Origin of the sequence: Tolypothrix tenuis PCC 7101, from assembly GCF_963874875.1 — a bacterium.
Classification (GTDB): Bacteria; Cyanobacteriota; Cyanobacteriia; order Cyanobacteriales; family Nostocaceae; genus Aulosira; species Aulosira tenue.
On sequence record NZ_CAWNJS010000001.1, the window covers coordinates 2,650,768 to 2,667,545 of the forward strand.

Genomic DNA, 16,778 nt, shown 5'->3' on the forward strand with positions numbered 1-16,778 from the left:
AAGGGTTTCTATACTTGTATTTAGATACACTACAAGTCAATAAAGTTTCCTAAATTTCAACTAAGTTATTTATCTAGAAAATTTTTCACAATTGACACTATAAAACCTACAATGGTAATAAATATTCGCAAAGAAAAGCGCAGAGTTACGCACAAATAATACAGACAACTCTCTCATACTTGGCGTGAACCTCTGCGTTGTACAATTCTCACTCAACAGTATGTTGTAACCTTTATAACAATAAACGTAAAGGGTAAGTACACAATCTGCTAGGGCAAAACAAAGTTTTGCCCCGATCTAGCAATTTTGATGTCCAGACAACACACCGTAAAGCTACGGCATTGATTGAGATTGATATAGCACCAACAGCTTCTAGCCCCTCAGGACGGCTTTGAAAGCTTCTGTCCCATAAATGTTGGTTTAAGCGTAGCGCAACCCAACCTACTGGTGCCCTATTCCTTCTGACTGAGCATTAGCCAACAAGCTTTCGATTTTGGATAACTGCACCACACCCGAGAAGTTGTTACTATTCATGATAAAAAAGGGTGTGCCACCAAGCCCTAATTTTTCCGCTAGTTGAATATCTTTGCTAATGGCTTGTTCAGCAATAGGGTTAACACCAAAGGCATCTGTTTTAAATTTTTCTACATCTAAATTTAAAGATTTGGCTGTTGAAAGATATAAATCCTCACTTAGTTGCTGTTGATGAGTAAATAGAGCATCATGATATTCCCAAAATTTACCCTGTTGATATGCCGCCCAAGCTGCTTTAGCTGCTGGTAAAGCTTGATCGTGAATTGGAATCAGGGGAAAATGTTTGTAAACCAATGTAAATTTGTTTGGATACTTGGTTAGCAACTGCTTGAGGGTTTTGTGAGCCTCAGCACAGTAAGGACATTGAAAATCAGAAAATTCTACCAACACTATTTTGGATTGTGGCGAGCCGATGGTAGGTGAATCGCCAATCACCAATTGGGTATTGGTTTTTAAATCTTGTAAAAATACTTGTCGTGTTTGTTGTAATTTCTGTTGCTGTTGCTGCTCGAATTTTTGGACAGATTCGATAATAACTTCTGGGTGTTCGCGGAGTATTTGTAATACTTGCTGTTCTAGTTTGGGATTGGCAGAACTAACGGCTATTGCAGGAAATGACCAGCCTAAAACCAAACATGATAGGCAGATTAATAACCATGTACGCATATACTTAATTGATGGGTGCATTTTACCACGCTGGAATCAATTTATTAGATTTGGGAAATCTGATCATCGTAATTTGTAATTCATAATACCTGCTACAGGCAAGCAACAAGATACTGAATTTTCAATTAAGAAATAACAATTTATATTACGAAATTTTTAGGGCTTACGCGACTGGTATACCCATCTTCTTGTGTAAGACTCAAGAGTCAAGGGAAACCCGCCCACGGCACTTGCTCCTCTTGATCCTTGACAGCCTAAACAAGAAAAATATGACATTTGCGAAAGTCCTAAGTTTTTTAAAATTAACTATTATTCAGCATTTTGTTAAAAATCCTGCAAAAATTAAATTATTCAATTTTTAGAGGTACACAACCACTGTAGTCTTCTATTTTTAAACATAAGTGATCGCATATTTTTGATTTGCAATTCCCTAATTTTAGATTTCTTTGGCCAGATTAGCTAAAAATCTTTGCTCAGGAATTTTTAACTACGCAAATATAATACAATTTAAACTCCTAAGACAAATGATTCTCTGTATAAATTGGTTGTTTTGTATATTAACAAGCATATTTATCCCGTTGTAACAAAATGTTTATTTAGATAAATAGCGTAGATACTTTTGTGGAGCATTCTCTAAAAAGCATCGAACAATCAATCTCAATAAACTAAAATCGATACCTCGCATTTGCAATATCCGATCAATATGCCAGCCTATATAAGAATTTATCTATGGTTGCTGAATTTGATTACAAAATTTTGATTGTGGACGATGTTCAAGACGATCGGGTAATTTATCATCGCTATTTAAATAGAGAAACTCGCTACACTTATCAGATCATAGAAGCAGAATCAGTTAGTGAAGCACTGGAATTGTACGATCGCAACTTACCCGATCTCGTAGTGCTAGATTATCAGCTACCCGATGATGACGGCATGGTATTTCTGCGGGAATGGCAAAAGCGATATAACGATACCCTGGTGCCAGTGGTGATGTTGACAGGAAACGAGAATGCCGCAGCCGCAGTGGAAGCAATGAAATTAGGTGTCCAAGACTATTGGATCAAAAGCCAATTAACGGCCGATTTATTTTGCCAAGGAGTTCGCACAGCCTTAGAACAGATACAGTTAAAACGGCAACTCTTTTTTCAACAAGAACAACAACGCCTAGTTAATAGTATTGCGCTTCGCATTCGTCAATCTCTCCAGCTTCAGGATGTTTTGCAAACTACAGTTGAGGAAGTGCGTCAATTGCTCCAGGTAGATCGCACTTTGATCTACAAGTTTGGCCCTAGTATGACAGGTATAGTCACAAATGAATCGGTTCTGCCTCAGTGGAAAGCCTGCTTAAATGCGGAGATTGCAGAGACTTGTTTTCAACAAAGTAGCGCCAACAAATACGATCAAGGTTGGTTGTGGGCTGTCTCCGATATTGCTCAAGCTGGCTTAACTAAATGTCATCAGCAACTGTTAGAAAATTTGCAAATAAAAGCAAATCTGGTGGTACCCATTTTGTTAGCAGTAGGAAATGGGCAGAGCAATTATACAGACAAAGAATCCACGAGCCAACACAAACTATGGGGATTGCTCATCGCTAATCAATGCGATCGCCCGCGTTATTGGCAAAATGCCGAAATCGCTTTGCTCAGTCAGTTGAGCGTACAACTAGCGATCGCTATCCAGCAATCGGAAATGTATGAGCGGGTGCAAGCTCAATTGTACGCACAAGTACAAGCTGAATTGCAGGAAAGGCAACGGGTTGCCGCAGAATTTCGCGCCTTGGTAGAGTCTGCTTCCGATATTATTTTTCGCATTGATCGCGATTTGCGCTATCTCTATATCAACCCCGCTATTGAGCGGATGGTTCCCCAAGCTAGTAGTAATTGGCTGGGCAAAACTTTAGAAGATTTGGCAATTGATTTACAGACAATCGCTTTATGGCGTGAACTTCTCAATCGCATTATTGTTACACGCACAGAAGCCACCATCGAACATCCCTTCCCGATATCACACTCAGAAACTTGGTGCCAAACCCGCATTGTTCCGGAGGTAGATCGAGCAGGCAAAGTGCAATCGTTTTTATGTATTGCCCGCGATATTAGCGATCGCAAACGTAGCGAAGCCACATTAAAGTTGCAAGCGCAAATCCTCGATCAGATACATGACGCGGTGATTAGCACAGATATAAACTGCATGATTCAAAGCTGGAATCACGGCGCAGAAAAATACTTTGGCTATCAAGCTCATGAAGTACTTGGGCAACATCTCAGCATCATCTACCCAGATGAAAGGGAACTACAAACGAAGGTATTAGAGCCGTTGTTGGTCAAAGATTATCATGAAGCGGAAGTGCAGTGTTGCTCAAAATTGGGAATTTCTCTATATCTGAGTTTGCGTCTTTCAGTGGTTCGGAATCAGTATGGTGAAATTATTCGCCTCATTGGTTGCTCCAACGATATTAGTGATCGCAAAAATATGGAGCAAGAATTGCAGTTGTTGAACCAAGAGTTAGAATTTAGAGTCCGAAAACGCACTGCACAGTTACAAGAGAGTCAACAGTTCATTCAAAGTATCACTGACAATATTCCCAATGTACTTTACATCTACGACCTGGAACAAAGATGTAGTATTTACACCAATCGAGAAGTTGTCAAAACTCTAGGCTACTCGTCCGAAGAGATATCCACAATGGGATCATCTTTCCTGACTCAGCTGATGCACCCTGACGATTTAGCAAATGCGGCTGCTTATTTTCACAGCTTACGCAGCGCTGGCGATGGCGAACGGCTAGTGTTCGAGTATCGTCTGCGAGATATTTATGGCAGATGGCGCTGGTTTCTTAGCCATGACACACCTTTTCAGCGTGGAGAAGATGGGCAAGTAAAACAAATTATTGGTATTGCCCAAGACATAACCGATCGCAAGCAGATAGAGGAGCAATTGCGGTACAGCGAAACCCAACTGAAAATGCTTCAGCGCATAGCAAGGCTAGGTAGTTGGGAATTTGACCTGCAAACTAGAGAAATTACTTGGTCAGAGGAAGTTTTTCGGAATTTCGGACGTAATCCTGATCATGGCACTCCCACCTACGAAGAATTGCAGCAGCTGATACATCCAGAAGATCGCGATCGCTTCAATTTGCTGGTGCAAAGGGCAATTGAGCAAGCACAACCCTATAATATTGAGTTTTGCCTTTACTGCCCTAATGGTAGCCTGCGTTACTTACAAGCACGTGGAGAAGCCGTCTGCAATGAAAGCGGTGAGGTAGTGAAGCTAATAGGCACTTCGCTAGATATTACTGAGCGCAAACAAGCCGAAGAACAACTACGAAATCTGTCTGAACGTCTGACTATGGCTATTCAATCAGGGGGTTTTGGCATCTGGGAATATAATCTTCCCCAGGATAAATTAATTTGGGATGACCGGATGTTTGAAATTTACGGTGTCAACCCTAGCAATTTTTCCGGTAATTTCAATGCTTGGGTGAGCTGTCTGCATCCAGATGATCGCGTGCAAAAGCTGACATTAATTCAGGAATTTTTAGAAAAGGGTTATGAATATAACACTGAGTTTCGCATCGTGCAGCCAGGAGGTAAAATTCGATTTATCAAAGCTTATGGAATGATCCAAGTCAATCAGGAACAGGAAATCGTCAGAGTTATTGGTATTAACGATGACATTACTGACCTGAAGCAAGCAGAAGTAGCTCTTAAAGACAGCGAACGTCGTTATTCCACCCTAGCCGCAGCCGTCCCAGTCGCAATTTTGCGGTTCGATGTGGCTGGTAACTGTTTTTATGTTAATGATCGCTGGAGCGATCTCACAGGTAGGCCTAGGGAAGCAGCCTTAGGGATGGAATGGACAAAAATCTTGTACCAGCAAGACAGCGACCTCCTACTCACTGAATGGTCGCAATGGGCTGTTACTGCAGAAGGACTCTACCATAATGAAGGTAAAATGGTGCGGCCAGATGGTATCGAGGTTTGGTTTTATGTGCAAGCAGTAGCCGAAACTAATTCTGATGGTGCAGTAGTTGGCTATATTGGCACATTAACCGATATCACAGCGCGCAAACAAGCAGAAGAAAAATTGCAACAGGTAAACGAGCGCTTAACCCTGACTAATGCCGAACTCTATCGGGCTACTCGACTCAAAGATGAGTTTCTAGCAAACATGAGTCATGAATTGCGAACGCCTTTGAATGCGATTTTAGGGATGTCCCAAGGTTTACAAGATGAGATTATGGGTATCCTCAACGATCGCCAAAAATCTGCCATTGATAGTATTGAACGTAGCGGTCAACATTTGTTAGCACTGATTAACGACATTCTCGATTTAGCAAAAGTCGAATCTGGCAAATTAGAATTGCAACTCGCTCCAGTAGCGATCGCCTATATTTGTAAATCTAGTTTGTCTTTTGTCCAACAACAAGCGCTCTCTAAAAACATTCAACTCTCAATTGAAGCACCCTCGAATTTGGCGGACATTGTGGTTGATGAATTACGAATTCGTCAAGTTTTGATTAATTTACTCAGCAATGCTGTCAAATTCACTCCCAATGGTGGCAGTGTAAAGCTGACGGTGAGACAGGAACAGTCCGACAACAAAAATTTACTTTGCTTTTCGGTGATTGATACCGGGATTGGCATTGCTCCAGAAAATATCCCCAAACTCTTCCAACCCTTCACCCAAATTGATAGTCGATTAAATCGCCTGCATCCTGGTACAGGCTTAGGTTTATCACTGGTGCGTCGTTTAGTGCAATTGCATCAAGGTTCCATCGCTGTCACCAGTGAATTAGGACAGGGAAGCTGTTTTACTGTTTATTTACCCTACCGCGTAATTGAGCCGTTAGCGATCGCTCCATCGTTAGTGGAATCTGAATCTACAGTTAACCCATCACTACAAGCGACTCTGAATCAAAAACAGTCTCCAGCAGCAGCCCCAAGCTTGAACCAATTGACTATTCCCATAGCATCCCCAGATAAACCAACCTCAAAGGCTTTAATTTTGCTGGTAGAGGATCAAGAAGTCAATGCCCTCAGCATTTCTAGCTATTTAGAAGGTCGGGGCTATCATTGGTTGTGGGCCGCTAATGGCCAAGAAGCAATTACTATGGCCAGTACTCAGCATCCAGATGTGATCTTGATGGATATCCAGATGCCAGAAATGGATGGATTAGAAGCGATATCACGCATTCGCTCCGATCTGCAATTAGCTCAGATCCCAATTATCGCCATTACCGCCTTAGCCATGCCTGGCGATGAAGAAAGATGTTTGCAGGCTGGAGCTGATTTATACATTACTAAACCAATCAAACTCAAGCAACTGATTGCTGTTATTCAAAAATTATTAAGCGATCGGGGGAATGGGTGATGGGGAATGGGGAATGGGTAGAAGTCGGGCATAAATGCGATCGCTAATTTTGCTCCAAAAAACAAACAGCGCGATCGCTTTGATAATCAGCAACCAAAATTTTTTAACTACCAGACTTTTGTGGTTGATACGCTTCAAACCCATCTTATACTGATAATTATTATGTCTAAATATGAATTCTAATTCAGTAAATACACATAAACAGTCATCGCTCTAGCATCAACTTGAGCAAAATTTAGATATATTTTGCTGTTAACTTGCGAGAAATTTCCTGTTTTATCTCAAAATCATCAGTCAGAAGTCAACGGTGAAAATACCTTATTGGAAAATTTTTGCTAATTGCCATAGCAATTTATGAATAAAGCAAGTACAAATTATTTATAAAAATATAACTTTATCTAAATGTGATTTAAGGATTTAAATCTTGATAAATCCGACGATTATCGTAAAATCAGGTTATAGTGCTACTCTACGAAGCTTTATGAGACAACTGAAGCTGCTTAATTATTCTTAAATTTTATTTAAAAATAGTGAATTTATAATAAATTCAATGTAATATGTTTGTCTTTTATTTAATTTATTTGCATTACTTAAATAGCTTTTAATGAACAAAGATGAACATAGGTTAAAAATAATAAATACCATCATATTTTATTAAGTTTGACAGGCTAAATTGAGAGTATGCTTAATCATTAGAGACTATTTAAGAACTTAAGTAACGGAGCGCAAATAAATATCTCAATCTTTAGTACTCCAGCCCATAACTCTCAACACCGCAAAAATGACGGTGTAGATTATTGACAGTGCTTGACTTTGAGTAGTGCTGATTACGAGTTCTTAGTTTCTTATCCCCATAGCTAAATTTACGGGATTAAGCAAAGAAAAAAGCTGTTTTTTCTGCTTATCTACAACTAGTGAATTCAGGCTTCTAAAAGCTCGGTTAAAAGCTGAATTTGCCCTTAATGAGAATTCATTTTAGTGATTTGATGAGAGCAGAAAAGTGACTAGGTTTTCAAGGCTGTGATGAAAATCTAGCTAATCCAAATTACTACGAGCAGAAACCTAAGCAACCTTAACAACAAGACGTAAGATGATAGAAAAAATTTTGCTGGCTGTATCTGGATTGGGGCACGCAGAAGAGATGCTCAAGGCTTTGAAAGAAGTGCCATCAATTCAAAGTGCAAAAGTTACAGTTTTGCACGTAGTTAATGCTAAATCCGCTGCTTCTGAAATGACAGAGAAGTGGGAAGAAGGCGGCAAGATTCTAGCTAATGCTATTCAGTCTTTGAACTTAGATCCGAGTCAGGTTTCTTCCATCTTGCGCCAAGGCGATCCTAAAGATGTAGTTTGCAAGGTAGCTGATGAAATAGATGCTGACTTAATTATTATGGGTTCACGGGGACTCAAGCGTTTGCAATCGATTTTATCGAACTCCGTGAGCCAGTATGTATTTCAACTGTCGTCTCGCCCCATGCTGCTGGTAAAAGATGACATTTATGTCAAGAGAATTAACCGCGTCATGGTGGCTATAGATAACTCTGAGTCCGCAAAACATTGTTTAAGTTTGGCTTTGTTCCTGCTGCGAGATATTCCCGGAGGTCAGTTATTTTTAGCTAATGTTAATACAGATTTACGTGGTAAATCATCTGAAGCAACCGAAATTACTCCAGAGAAAAATTCAGTTTTGGGTGCAGCAGTTGCAGAGGCTGAAAAATATGGAATTAAAGCTCGTAGTTTCATTAGTAGTGGTAAACCAGGTGAAGAAATTTGCAGCTTGGCAGACAAGTTGAACATAGATTTATTATTACTTGGATCTCCAGATCGCCGTCCATCGGTAGCTAAGAGTTTTGTCGATATAGATAGGCTAATCGGCTCATCTTTGTCTGACTATGTTCGCGTCAACGCTACTTGTCCTGTGTTGTTGGCACGAACCACTAGTTAAGGTCACAATAGATTTAGCGGTTGATAAACAAAAACCCCTACACCATAGGTGCAGGGGTTCTTTATTTTATAAAAAACGTATTAACTATCTTTTTTACCTTCGCGGCTAGCTGTTTGGATGTACAGAATCAACAAAAATACAGAGGGAACGAGCACGAACAGAATGCTCGCTACGAACCCTAGGTCATTCACTTGCATGGCAAGAAAGCCTCTCTTAGATTTCCAGTCAACAACATTAGAATAGCATCATCGATGGCAGAGTTTATGGAAATTTTCTGCTTTTGCAAACCTGAAACCAACCAGAAATAGCCTACAAAGCTAAGGCTTTGTAACTACACTCACAGGCCCATTTACTAAAGTTTGGCAAGCAAGGCGGTAATTTGCAGGCTTTTTCTTCAATTTGCGGTTTTCTACATCTGTGCGCGGAGAAAGATTGTCTATTCCTTCAGTAATCTCGACTATGCAAGTACCACATTGACCATAGCCGCCGCAATTAGTCATTTTTCCAAACAATGTATAGATATCTATACCATTTTGCATTGCTTTTAGCCGAAGATTAGCACCATCCGCAGCCACTACTTCCTTATCTTCTTTAACGAATTTTATATTACCCATAACTGATACCTTACTGACTTTTAGCGTGGCTTTTGCCTGTTTGTTGACTAGGATTGATATACTAATTTAAGTCTATATTAATTTATTACAAAATATTAAGAAATATCAATTTGAGTAAACAATCTGATACCAAAAAATAGGACAGGTTTTTTGTACCTGTCCCAGCAATTTTAAATTAATTAACTTACCTAAATCCGACTGCTGCTTGCCAGACGAAAGCAAGTAACAAGAAGAAAACGGGAATGACTGGGAGAACATCCACCAAAGGATCAAAAATTTGGTAAGCTTCTGGTAATTTTGCTAACAACAGTGCTGCTTCCATATTTGTTTATATCCACCTATCCAACACAGCATTTCATAATTGATAGGTATCTTAACATGGTTTGGTCATTAGTCATTTGGGGTTTGTCATTTGTCATTTGTCGTTGGTCATTACCCATTACCCATTACCCATTACCCATTACCCATTACCCATTACCCATTACCCATTACCCATTCCCCATTCCCCTCACTCCAGCCAGTGTCCAAATTCACTGTAAAAGCGATCGCTTAATATGGCTTCGCGGATGCGTTGGGTAAAGCGAATCAGTTCGGTGATGTTGTGAATACTTAGTAAGGTGTAGGCTAAGATTTCTTGCGATCGCACTAGATGGGAGATGTAAGCACGGCTAAAATTTTGGCAAGCGTAGCAAGGACAAGTTTCGTCTAATGGTGTAAAATCTTCGCGGAATTTAGCGTTTTTCAAATTCCAGCGTTCGCCTTGGACGATGGCGGTACCATGTCTAGCCCAACGGGTGGGAATGACACAGTCAAATAAATCTACCCCAGAAGCGATCGCGATCGCCATCTCTTTGTACGTACCCACACCCATCAAGTAACGCGGCTTTTCGGGCGGTAATAATGGTGCGGTTGTTTGTACGATTTGCGCCATCAGTTCTGGGGGTTCTCCGACACTCACGCCCCCAATTGCATATCCTGGTAAATTCAACTTTGCTAAAGCCACAGCAGCTTGCGATCGCAAATCTAAATATACACCCCCCTGCACAATGCCAAATAGCGCCTGATCGCTACGTTGATGAGCCACTATGCAGCGTTCTAACCAACGATAAGTACGCTCCGTTGCAGCCTCTACTTCCTGGCGAGTTGCTGGGTAGGGAGGACATTCATCAAACGCCATAATTACATCCGCCCCTAGAGTATTTTGAATCTCTATCGAGCGTTCTGGTGTTAATTTAATAATTTGCCCGTCATGGGGAGAACGAAAAGTTACGCCTTCTTCCGTAATTTTTCGCATCTCACTCAAACTAAAAACCTGAAACCCACCAGAATCAGTGAGCATCGGCCCATTCCAACCCATAAATTTATGCAGTCCTCCACCACCAGCCACAATCGCTTCACCTGGTTGGAGGTGCAGATGATAAGTATTAGACAAAACCATTTGCGCGCCAGTATCCCTGAGTTGGGCTGGCGTGACAGTTTTGACATTAGCTAGTGTCCCCACAGGCATAAATCTTGGGGTTTCTACAGGGCCATGAGGAGTGAAAAAGACTCCCGCCCTAGCTTTTGTCTGGCTACAGCAAGCAAGACATTGAAAAGAAAAATTGGCACTCAAGGTAAAAGTAACTTTATTTCGCTAAATATTTTGGCAAACATAAAAATACTAATACCAAATCAAATAATGTTTGCAACACCTCAATATATTGTAGAGGGCAAGGCAGTGCCATCTTCCTACAACCTGTTGCATTCTTTTTTCAAAATGGTATAACTTTATAGCGAACTCAGGAATAACAGAATATTAATTTTTATCGCCTGTTCATGGGCGCAATTCCTGATCGATGGCTGACTTTAAAACTTGGTGATGGCTAAATGCTAATTCAGCAATCATTTGTTTCTCAAATGAATGGAGTACACAACAGAGGCCCAACAATTTTTATGCCCTAAAAATCATCTATACCAAAAGTTGGCATAGCCTCTAAAAGAAAATTTTTAATCGGCTGTATTAGCTAATCGCGCCTAGTACAGCATGGTGGAAATCAAGCTACCATTTCCAACAGGCACAAGCCTTGATGATATATAAACCTTTTGACTTGCCTATTGCAGTATTAGCCCCTTTTTTCTGGGTGCTAAATATGCAATTCTATGAGCAATAGCGAGAAAAACTGCTGAATCCTGAGTGCTGAATCAAAAATAATAGTATCTAGCCCTAGTTTAAACACCTTTTTTTATTTAGGGCTAATTAAAACGAATCAGAAGCATCGTCATCAATTTCAGCATCCCATCTGGCTGAGAGTACTTGATCCATCATGGCTTCGATGGCGCTGACATTCAAGCTTCTCTCTCTACGCTCTTGTAGAGGTGTAGAAAGGGGAATTAACCGCAAACACATACCTTCTTGGATTAAATCAAAGTAGGTTTCTTGTTGGGGGGACTGTTTTAGTTCTAAATAATCAAAACTATAAACATTCAAATACAGCGCTTGGTTTGCGACTAAAGTAGACCTTTGAGGATTGGCAAATACTTCCATTACATCGCCATCACCCTCGCTCTGTAATTGACCTTCGTGGGTGTAGATGTAGTGGACTCGACCTAAATCAGCTAACAAGCGCCTAATGTCGAGCTTATTCACAATAATTCCCGTGTTAATAATGCACGGAGCTGGTATTCTTGTGTCGGGTAGATGATGACTCATAAAAAAATAGGGAATGAGCGAAGGTGAGGTGCAACAGAAGCACAACAGTTTAAGTTAATAGGCTCCCTGTGTACCCCTATATTTAAAAAAATATCAACTTTCTTAGGCAATCGTCTAATAACCTTGATGAAGTTATTAGTTCAAGGATACAAGACAAAAGTGTGTCTGAGGAAATATTGCCTAATAATTTTATTTTCAGTATATAAAACTACTAATAAATAGTTGTTGTTACTGAAACTAGCATAACAAAATTTTGTGGATGAATCGCCAGAGAAAAGAAAACTTATAGAAAGCTTTAATCTGTTCTTCTACTGGCTGTGCAGTAATAGAAAGCGGTATTCCACAAATAGCTTTTCAAGAAAGTAAATTATATGACAAATCAGCCTCCGTGGTGGAAAAAGCTGTTGCTAAATCTACTATCTAGCGTGATATTTTATACTACTATTCCATTACCATATGTGAATGGATTGGAATTCGATAAAGTAGCACGTTTTGCTTTGCTAGTAGGGGTGTTGATTGGGGGAATTTTAGGGTTATGTGATACAGGAATGAGTTATCTGGGTATACCAATATTAACTCGTAGTGCTTTAGTAATTAGCTTAGGAATTGGCATTACTGGCGGATTGCATCTAGATGGTGCAATGGATACTGCTGACGGATTGGCGGTAGGTGACCCAAAAAGACGGCTAGAAGTGATGGCAGATAGCGCTACAGGTGCATTTGGAGCAATGGCAGCGATCGCCATATTACTGCTAAAAACAACAGCGTTAACAGAGGTAGAAACCCATCGTTGGCTGATATTGATGGCAACTTGTGGTTGGGGACGCTGGGGACAACAGCTAGCGATCGCTTGTTATCCTTACCTTAAACCTACTGGTAAAGGCGCAATTCACAAACAAGCCATTCAATCTTATAAAGACGTATTACCAGGGCTTTTGTTACTGATGGCTTTAAGTGGTTTATTTTTTTTAATAGATAGCCAGCAGAAAATTTTAGCAATAGCAATGGTAATCGCCGGGAGTGCGATCGCCACTATAACCGGTGCTTGGTTTAACCACAAATTAGGCGGACACACAGGCGATACCTACGGCGCAGTCGTGGAGTGGACTGAAGCCCTGTTTCTCTGTGTGCTAACGGTTTTTTAATGGGGATTGGGGATTGGGGACTGGTGATTGGGGATTGGGTAAAAGGGGATGAGGGGGCAAAGGAAAATCCCCAAACACCAATTACCAATTACCCATTACCAATTACCGATTACCCAATGCCCCATGCCCAATGCCCCATGCCCATTTATTTAATTGGCTGCAACTTCGTCACCTTAAGTTTAAAGTTACCAACACCAGTTTCCCCGAAAGAGCGAACGCGAATTATATAATTTCCTGTCTCTGCAATGCGGGTAAATAATAGGGAATTACTGGTGCCATCAGGGCCATCATCATTTTCTGCTAGGGTAGTACCATTAGGTGAAAGCAGGGTAATAATGCTGTCAAAGTTATCGGATGACAAATCAACTGCTAAATTATCACCTTTAGTTAACTTCACAGAGTAATCACGAGCGTATCCGCCCTGACCTGTGGGAATATCTTTATCTGAAAGTGTATCGGAAAATTCAGAACTAGTTGTAGTTAAAGGAATTGGACTATATAACTTATTTTGAGCAAAAGCGGCAGTTGTACAGATGCTCATTGCCAATAAGGTGGCAGGAAAGATAATTAATCGTGGCAAACTCGCTGCAAAGCCTTGACTTTTCATTTAAAGCAAAATTCCCAAACAACAGGGTGATTTGGTCAAATATAGAGTTTACTTGAATTACTTTTCCATGAGTTGTTAAGTTATGGATTTTTTATAGCAGTAGCAAGTGCTACTAACCCTGAAACCGTGATTCCACACTGGCTAAGTGTTTGTACCGCAGCAGCGGCGGTAGCACCTGTAGTGTAGATATCGTCTACTAACAACACTGGGAAAGTTGGAGGACTGCGGCGAAATTCTTGACCAACAGCAAAAGCTGCTGCCAAGTTTTGTTCTCGCTCAGATACCGATAAACCAAATTGTGCTTTAGTTTCTCTAACTCTTTCTAGACCATTTAGTTTGAATTTTAACCCAGTTGTTTGGCAAAAGCTTTGTGCTATGAGTGCTGCTTGGTTATAGCCTCGCTTTTTTTGCTTGCTGGCGTGGAGTGGGATGGGAACAACAGTCAGCTTTTGATGACGTATTGGTGAATTTAATAACCAAGTCTCACCTAACCATTGACCCAACGGCTGAGAAATTTGTGGTTGATTTTCATATTTCATCACTGCGATCACTCTTTTTAGCGAACCACCATAAATTCCCCAGCTAAATACGGGTATAGGTTGTTGCCAGAACTTATTAGGGTCTTCTAGGCGACATTGCTGCAACTGTCTTTCACAGTATTCACACACTTGACGAGATGTACTGCGCTGACACAAAGGGCAATGGGATTGGAGAAAAAGGTTAAGTAAGCCTTTCAATGCGCTTCTAGCATAAATCACAGCTAGCTTGTCCTTTCAATATCAGAATTTAACTGACATTAATCTGGCACAAATTAACTTTGGTGTTGGGGGTTTGTCATTGGTCATTTGTCCCCAATTACCTATTACCCCTTTCCTTTTTCAAGTTACGATACTAAAATCTCCCAATTCTCAAATTTGCTCAACAAACCATGCAAAACACAGAAACGACGTTACCGCTTCGCCTGTGGACAGTTGAGGAATACCACCGGATGGCTGAGGCTGGGATTTTTGGTGCAGATGAACGAGTGGAACTCCTAGAAGGAAAGATTATCTGGATGAGTGCCAAAGGAACAGCCCATCGTTCGGCTGTGGGGAGAACAGATTATTTGCTAAAAAATCGGTTGGTAAATCGGGCTTGGGTAGCTATTCAAGACCCAGTAAAGTTAAATGAAAAGTCTGAGCCAGAACCAGATATTGCGGTCGTCAAAATAGATCCATTGGACTATGCGGATCATCATCCTACCCCATCTGAGATTTACTTAATTATTGAAGTGGCAGATAGCAGCCTGAAACTAGACTGTGAAATTAAAGGTAAATCCTATTCAAAAGCGAGAATTCGTGATTATTGGGTGTTAAATGTGCTTAAACGTCAATTAAACGTCTTTCGGGAACCAACAGATGATGGCTACCAAAGCGAACAGATTTTGTCAGAAGATGAAACTATTTCACCCCTAGAGTTTACAGATTTAAGGATTACAGTTTTACAGATGTTACCGCTAGTAAATAAATAGCTAGCCTTCTTCATCCCGTCACTTAATCCCCAGTTCCCAGTCACCGAGTAATGGTTGATTGAGATATTTAACATAAACGCGATCGCACCTTGGGGTTTCTACTCCGGTTGCGGGTTGATAGCCGTTGCTTTCATAAAGTTTGACGGCTTCTACTAAAACGCTGGCGGTTTCAATCCAAATTTGCTGAAAACCACGGGCGGCGATCGCAGCTTCTAGTTGTTGTAATAAATATTTCCCTAGCCCTATACCTCTGATACTGGGTAAAAGGTACATTTTCCTTATTTCTACGGCTTTTTCACCCCGATTTACGGGGTAATATGCCCCAGTTCCTACTAGGTGACCTTGGTGTTCAATTACCCAAAACTCACCGCCTGCGGCTAAGTAGCATTCTTCGACTTTGACCACATCTCGGTCAGCACCGTTTGGTTCCCAGCCCAAACCGTATTCTGATAATACATAACTGATGACTGCGGCAGTGCTTGTGCGATCGCTCTGCTCCCAGTTACGAATCAAAAAGTCTCGGTAATAATCTCTCATCGTAAAATTTTCAATAATTATAATTTTGAACGGGAGCAAAAAGAGAGTCAAGTTTGCACAGAAAATTCTTCTGGATCTATATCCCAATTTACCTAACCTATAGCTACTCTGGCAGAGTTGATCTCAGGCGGTACTATTAATGTATGAATTTTGCCAGTACTAGAGCTAGTCATTTTTATTAAATGCATCGGTTCGACATCGATAATCAGCATCAATGCGAAGTCAGGTGTATTCTTACCAAGAATCGAGTGCTTGCGCCTGTAATTGCTCACACATATGATCGTAGCCTATAGCTTGGATCAAAACGCGTCTAAGTTGGGCGTGCTGTTCTTCTAAAAGCCACTGTGCTTGCTATTCGTGAGGGTGTAGCTTGCCGTATTTATCCGGTAATTTGACTCCGTCAAACAATTTTGGATTATGGATTTTAGATTTTAGATTGACCCCATAGATAAATCTGGGGGCTTCTACCATCAAAGAAGTATCGATGATAGTAGTATCAAGTATGCCAGCCAATTGCACACTATACAAACTTTCGCATAGATAAATATTCAACTACCGTTTTCAAATAGTTGATATAGTCATTGCAATATCTGTATCAAAATCCTCACAGAATGATAAAGTATTTCAGATTCCAATGTATAAGCAATCTGAAAAACTCTTGCTCTATTTCTTAATTATAAATCGATAATATCCAGGTCATCAGACTTTGTTTTAGGTGTGGTTCAGACATTGGGTAATAGCTGGCGGGAAATTTTTAAATGACGATACCCATATTGGTGTAAATCTCAATTAAATTACCATCAGGATCGCGAAAATGAGCTGTGCGGATTCCCCATTCTGGACGGTCTGTAGGTGGAGCCATTAAGATGCCATTATGCTCTTTGAGCTTTTGATAAACTTCATCGACGTTATCGACTGCAAAAATTAAGGATGTTTTATCCTGGCTGGCAAAGGATGAAGGCTGATCCATGCTAGGGATGACTTGAGCCATTAACTCTTTTTTGAATATAGCTATTTGAATAGATCCGGTACTAAACTCAGCGTATCCGCTTTCTTCATCACCCCAATCCAAATTCAAACCTAATAAATCTCGGTAGAACAAAAAAGTGTCTTTGTAATTGGAAACGAGCAGTCTGAGATGTGTTAACTGAAGTTTCATAA

The 16,778-nt window shown here is 40.5% G+C and carries 15 protein-coding genes; 4 read left to right on the top strand and 11 right to left on the bottom strand.

Going from position 1 to position 16,778, the window contains the following annotated elements:
• Positions 1-441: 441 nt before the first annotated feature.
• Entirely contained in the window at positions 442-1,200 is a 759-nt protein-coding gene (locus AACU25_RS10930) for a DsbA family protein (protein WP_321206640.1), read from the bottom strand.
• A gap of 729 nt (positions 1,201-1,929) precedes the next feature.
• Here AACU25_RS10930 and AACU25_RS10935 point away from each other — a divergent pair.
• Entirely contained in the window at positions 1,930-6,573 is a 4,644-nt protein-coding gene (locus tag AACU25_RS10935) for a PAS domain S-box protein (RefSeq protein ID WP_096575499.1), read from the top strand.
• On the opposite strand, the gene AACU25_RS10940 is transcribed toward AACU25_RS10935, so the two are convergent.
• Entirely contained in the window at positions 6,550-6,717 is a 168-nt protein-coding gene (locus AACU25_RS10940) for a hypothetical protein (protein ID WP_190445703.1), read from the bottom strand. The genes AACU25_RS10935 and AACU25_RS10940 overlap by 24 nt on opposite strands.
• Before the next feature lie 946 nt (positions 6,718-7,663).
• On the opposite strand from AACU25_RS10940, the gene AACU25_RS10945 reads away from it, so the two are divergent.
• On the top strand, positions 7,664-8,515 hold the full coding sequence (locus tag AACU25_RS10945) for a universal stress protein (protein ID WP_096575501.1): 852 nt from the start codon (positions 7,664-7,666) through the stop codon (positions 8,513-8,515).
• An 80-nt stretch (positions 8,516-8,595) separates the two neighbouring features.
• Here AACU25_RS10945 and psbM read toward each other — a convergent pair whose 3' ends face one another.
• From psbM to AACU25_RS10970, 5 genes are all read right to left on the bottom strand, one after another.
• Positions 8,596-8,712: a photosystem II reaction center protein PsbM gene (gene psbM / locus AACU25_RS10950; protein ID WP_015113622.1), complete on the bottom strand. Its 117-nt coding sequence runs from the start codon at positions 8,710-8,712 to the stop codon at positions 8,596-8,598.
• Between the two features lie 120 nt (positions 8,713-8,832).
• Positions 8,833-9,129: a 2Fe-2S iron-sulfur cluster-binding protein gene (locus AACU25_RS10955; RefSeq protein WP_045871625.1), complete on the bottom strand. Its 297-nt coding sequence runs from the start codon at positions 9,127-9,129 to the stop codon at positions 8,833-8,835.
• A 184-nt stretch (positions 9,130-9,313) separates the two neighbouring features.
• Positions 9,314-9,451 (bottom strand): photosystem II reaction center protein K, encoded by a 138-nt coding sequence (locus AACU25_RS10960; RefSeq protein ID WP_006195022.1) that lies wholly within the window; start codon positions 9,449-9,451, stop codon positions 9,314-9,316.
• Between the two features lie 186 nt (positions 9,452-9,637).
• Positions 9,638-10,741, bottom strand: a complete 1,104-nt coding sequence (gene tgt / locus AACU25_RS10965) for a tRNA guanosine(34) transglycosylase Tgt (RefSeq protein WP_096575503.1) — start codon at positions 10,739-10,741, stop codon at positions 9,638-9,640.
• 624 nt (positions 10,742-11,365) lie between these two features.
• The gene (locus AACU25_RS10970) at positions 11,366-11,818 is read right to left on the bottom strand and encodes a hypothetical protein (RefSeq protein WP_096575505.1); all 453 of its coding nucleotides are present in this window, start codon (positions 11,816-11,818) and stop codon (positions 11,366-11,368) included.
• A 371-nt stretch (positions 11,819-12,189) separates the two neighbouring features.
• Between AACU25_RS10970 and cobS the strand changes: the two genes are divergently transcribed.
• Entirely contained in the window at positions 12,190-12,963 is a 774-nt protein-coding gene (gene cobS, locus AACU25_RS10975; RefSeq protein WP_096575507.1) for an adenosylcobinamide-GDP ribazoletransferase, read from the top strand.
• A 145-nt stretch (positions 12,964-13,108) separates the two neighbouring features.
• Here the strand turns inward: cobS and AACU25_RS10980 are convergent, their stop codons facing one another.
• Both AACU25_RS10980 and AACU25_RS10985 read right to left on the bottom strand, forming a co-directional pair.
• The gene (locus tag AACU25_RS10980) at positions 13,109-13,570 is read right to left on the bottom strand and encodes a PPC domain-containing protein (RefSeq protein WP_096575509.1); all 462 of its coding nucleotides are present in this window, start codon (positions 13,568-13,570) and stop codon (positions 13,109-13,111) included.
• 80 nt (positions 13,571-13,650) lie between these two features.
• A complete protein-coding gene (locus tag AACU25_RS10985) occupies positions 13,651-14,328 on the bottom strand; it encodes a ComF family protein (RefSeq protein WP_096575511.1) in 678 nt (225 codons plus the stop codon).
• 170 nt (positions 14,329-14,498) lie between these two features.
• Between AACU25_RS10985 and AACU25_RS10990 the strand changes: the two genes are divergently transcribed.
• Positions 14,499-15,080, top strand: coding sequence for a Uma2 family endonuclease (locus tag AACU25_RS10990; protein WP_096575513.1), 582 nt, complete (start codon positions 14,499-14,501; stop codon positions 15,078-15,080).
• 18 nt (positions 15,081-15,098) lie between these two features.
• On the opposite strand, the gene AACU25_RS10995 is transcribed toward AACU25_RS10990, so the two are convergent.
• Positions 15,099-15,617, bottom strand: a complete 519-nt coding sequence (locus AACU25_RS10995) for a GNAT family N-acetyltransferase (protein ID WP_096575515.1) — start codon at positions 15,615-15,617, stop codon at positions 15,099-15,101.
• A 754-nt stretch (positions 15,618-16,371) separates the two neighbouring features.
• A complete protein-coding gene (locus AACU25_RS11000) occupies positions 16,372-16,776 on the bottom strand; it encodes a VOC family protein (protein ID WP_096575517.1) in 405 nt (134 codons plus the stop codon).
• Positions 16,777-16,778: the final 2 nt, after the last annotated feature.

Coding starts and splice junctions, on each gene's coding strand:
- AACU25_RS10930 (WP_321206640.1), bottom strand. CDS start 1,200: ATGCGTACATGGTTATTAATCTGCCTATCATGTTTGGTTTTAGGCTGG.
- AACU25_RS10935 (WP_096575499.1), top strand. CDS start 1,930: ATGGTTGCTGAATTTGATTACAAAATTTTGATTGTGGACGATGTTCAA.
- AACU25_RS10940 (WP_190445703.1), bottom strand. CDS start 6,717: ATGGGTTTGAAGCGTATCAACCACAAAAGTCTGGTAGTTAAAAAATTT.
- AACU25_RS10945 (WP_096575501.1), top strand. CDS start 7,664: ATGATAGAAAAAATTTTGCTGGCTGTATCTGGATTGGGGCACGCAGAA.
- psbM (WP_015113622.1), bottom strand. CDS start 8,712: ATGCAAGTGAATGACCTAGGGTTCGTAGCGAGCATTCTGTTCGTGCTC.
- AACU25_RS10955 (WP_045871625.1), bottom strand. CDS start 9,129: ATGGGTAATATAAAATTCGTTAAAGAAGATAAGGAAGTAGTGGCTGCG.
- AACU25_RS10960 (WP_006195022.1), bottom strand. CDS start 9,451: ATGGAAGCAGCACTGTTGTTAGCAAAATTACCAGAAGCTTACCAAATT.
- AACU25_RS10970 (WP_096575505.1), bottom strand. CDS start 11,818: ATGAGTCATCATCTACCCGACACAAGAATACCAGCTCCGTGCATTATT.
- cobS (WP_096575507.1), top strand. CDS start 12,190: ATGACAAATCAGCCTCCGTGGTGGAAAAAGCTGTTGCTAAATCTACTA.
- AACU25_RS10980 (WP_096575509.1), bottom strand. CDS start 13,570: ATGAAAAGTCAAGGCTTTGCAGCGAGTTTGCCACGATTAATTATCTTT.
- AACU25_RS10990 (WP_096575513.1), top strand. CDS start 14,499: ATGCAAAACACAGAAACGACGTTACCGCTTCGCCTGTGGACAGTTGAG.
- AACU25_RS10995 (WP_096575515.1), bottom strand. CDS start 15,617: ATGAGAGATTATTACCGAGACTTTTTGATTCGTAACTGGGAGCAGAGC.
- AACU25_RS11000 (WP_096575517.1), bottom strand. CDS start 16,776: ATGAAACTTCAGTTAACACATCTCAGACTGCTCGTTTCCAATTACAAA.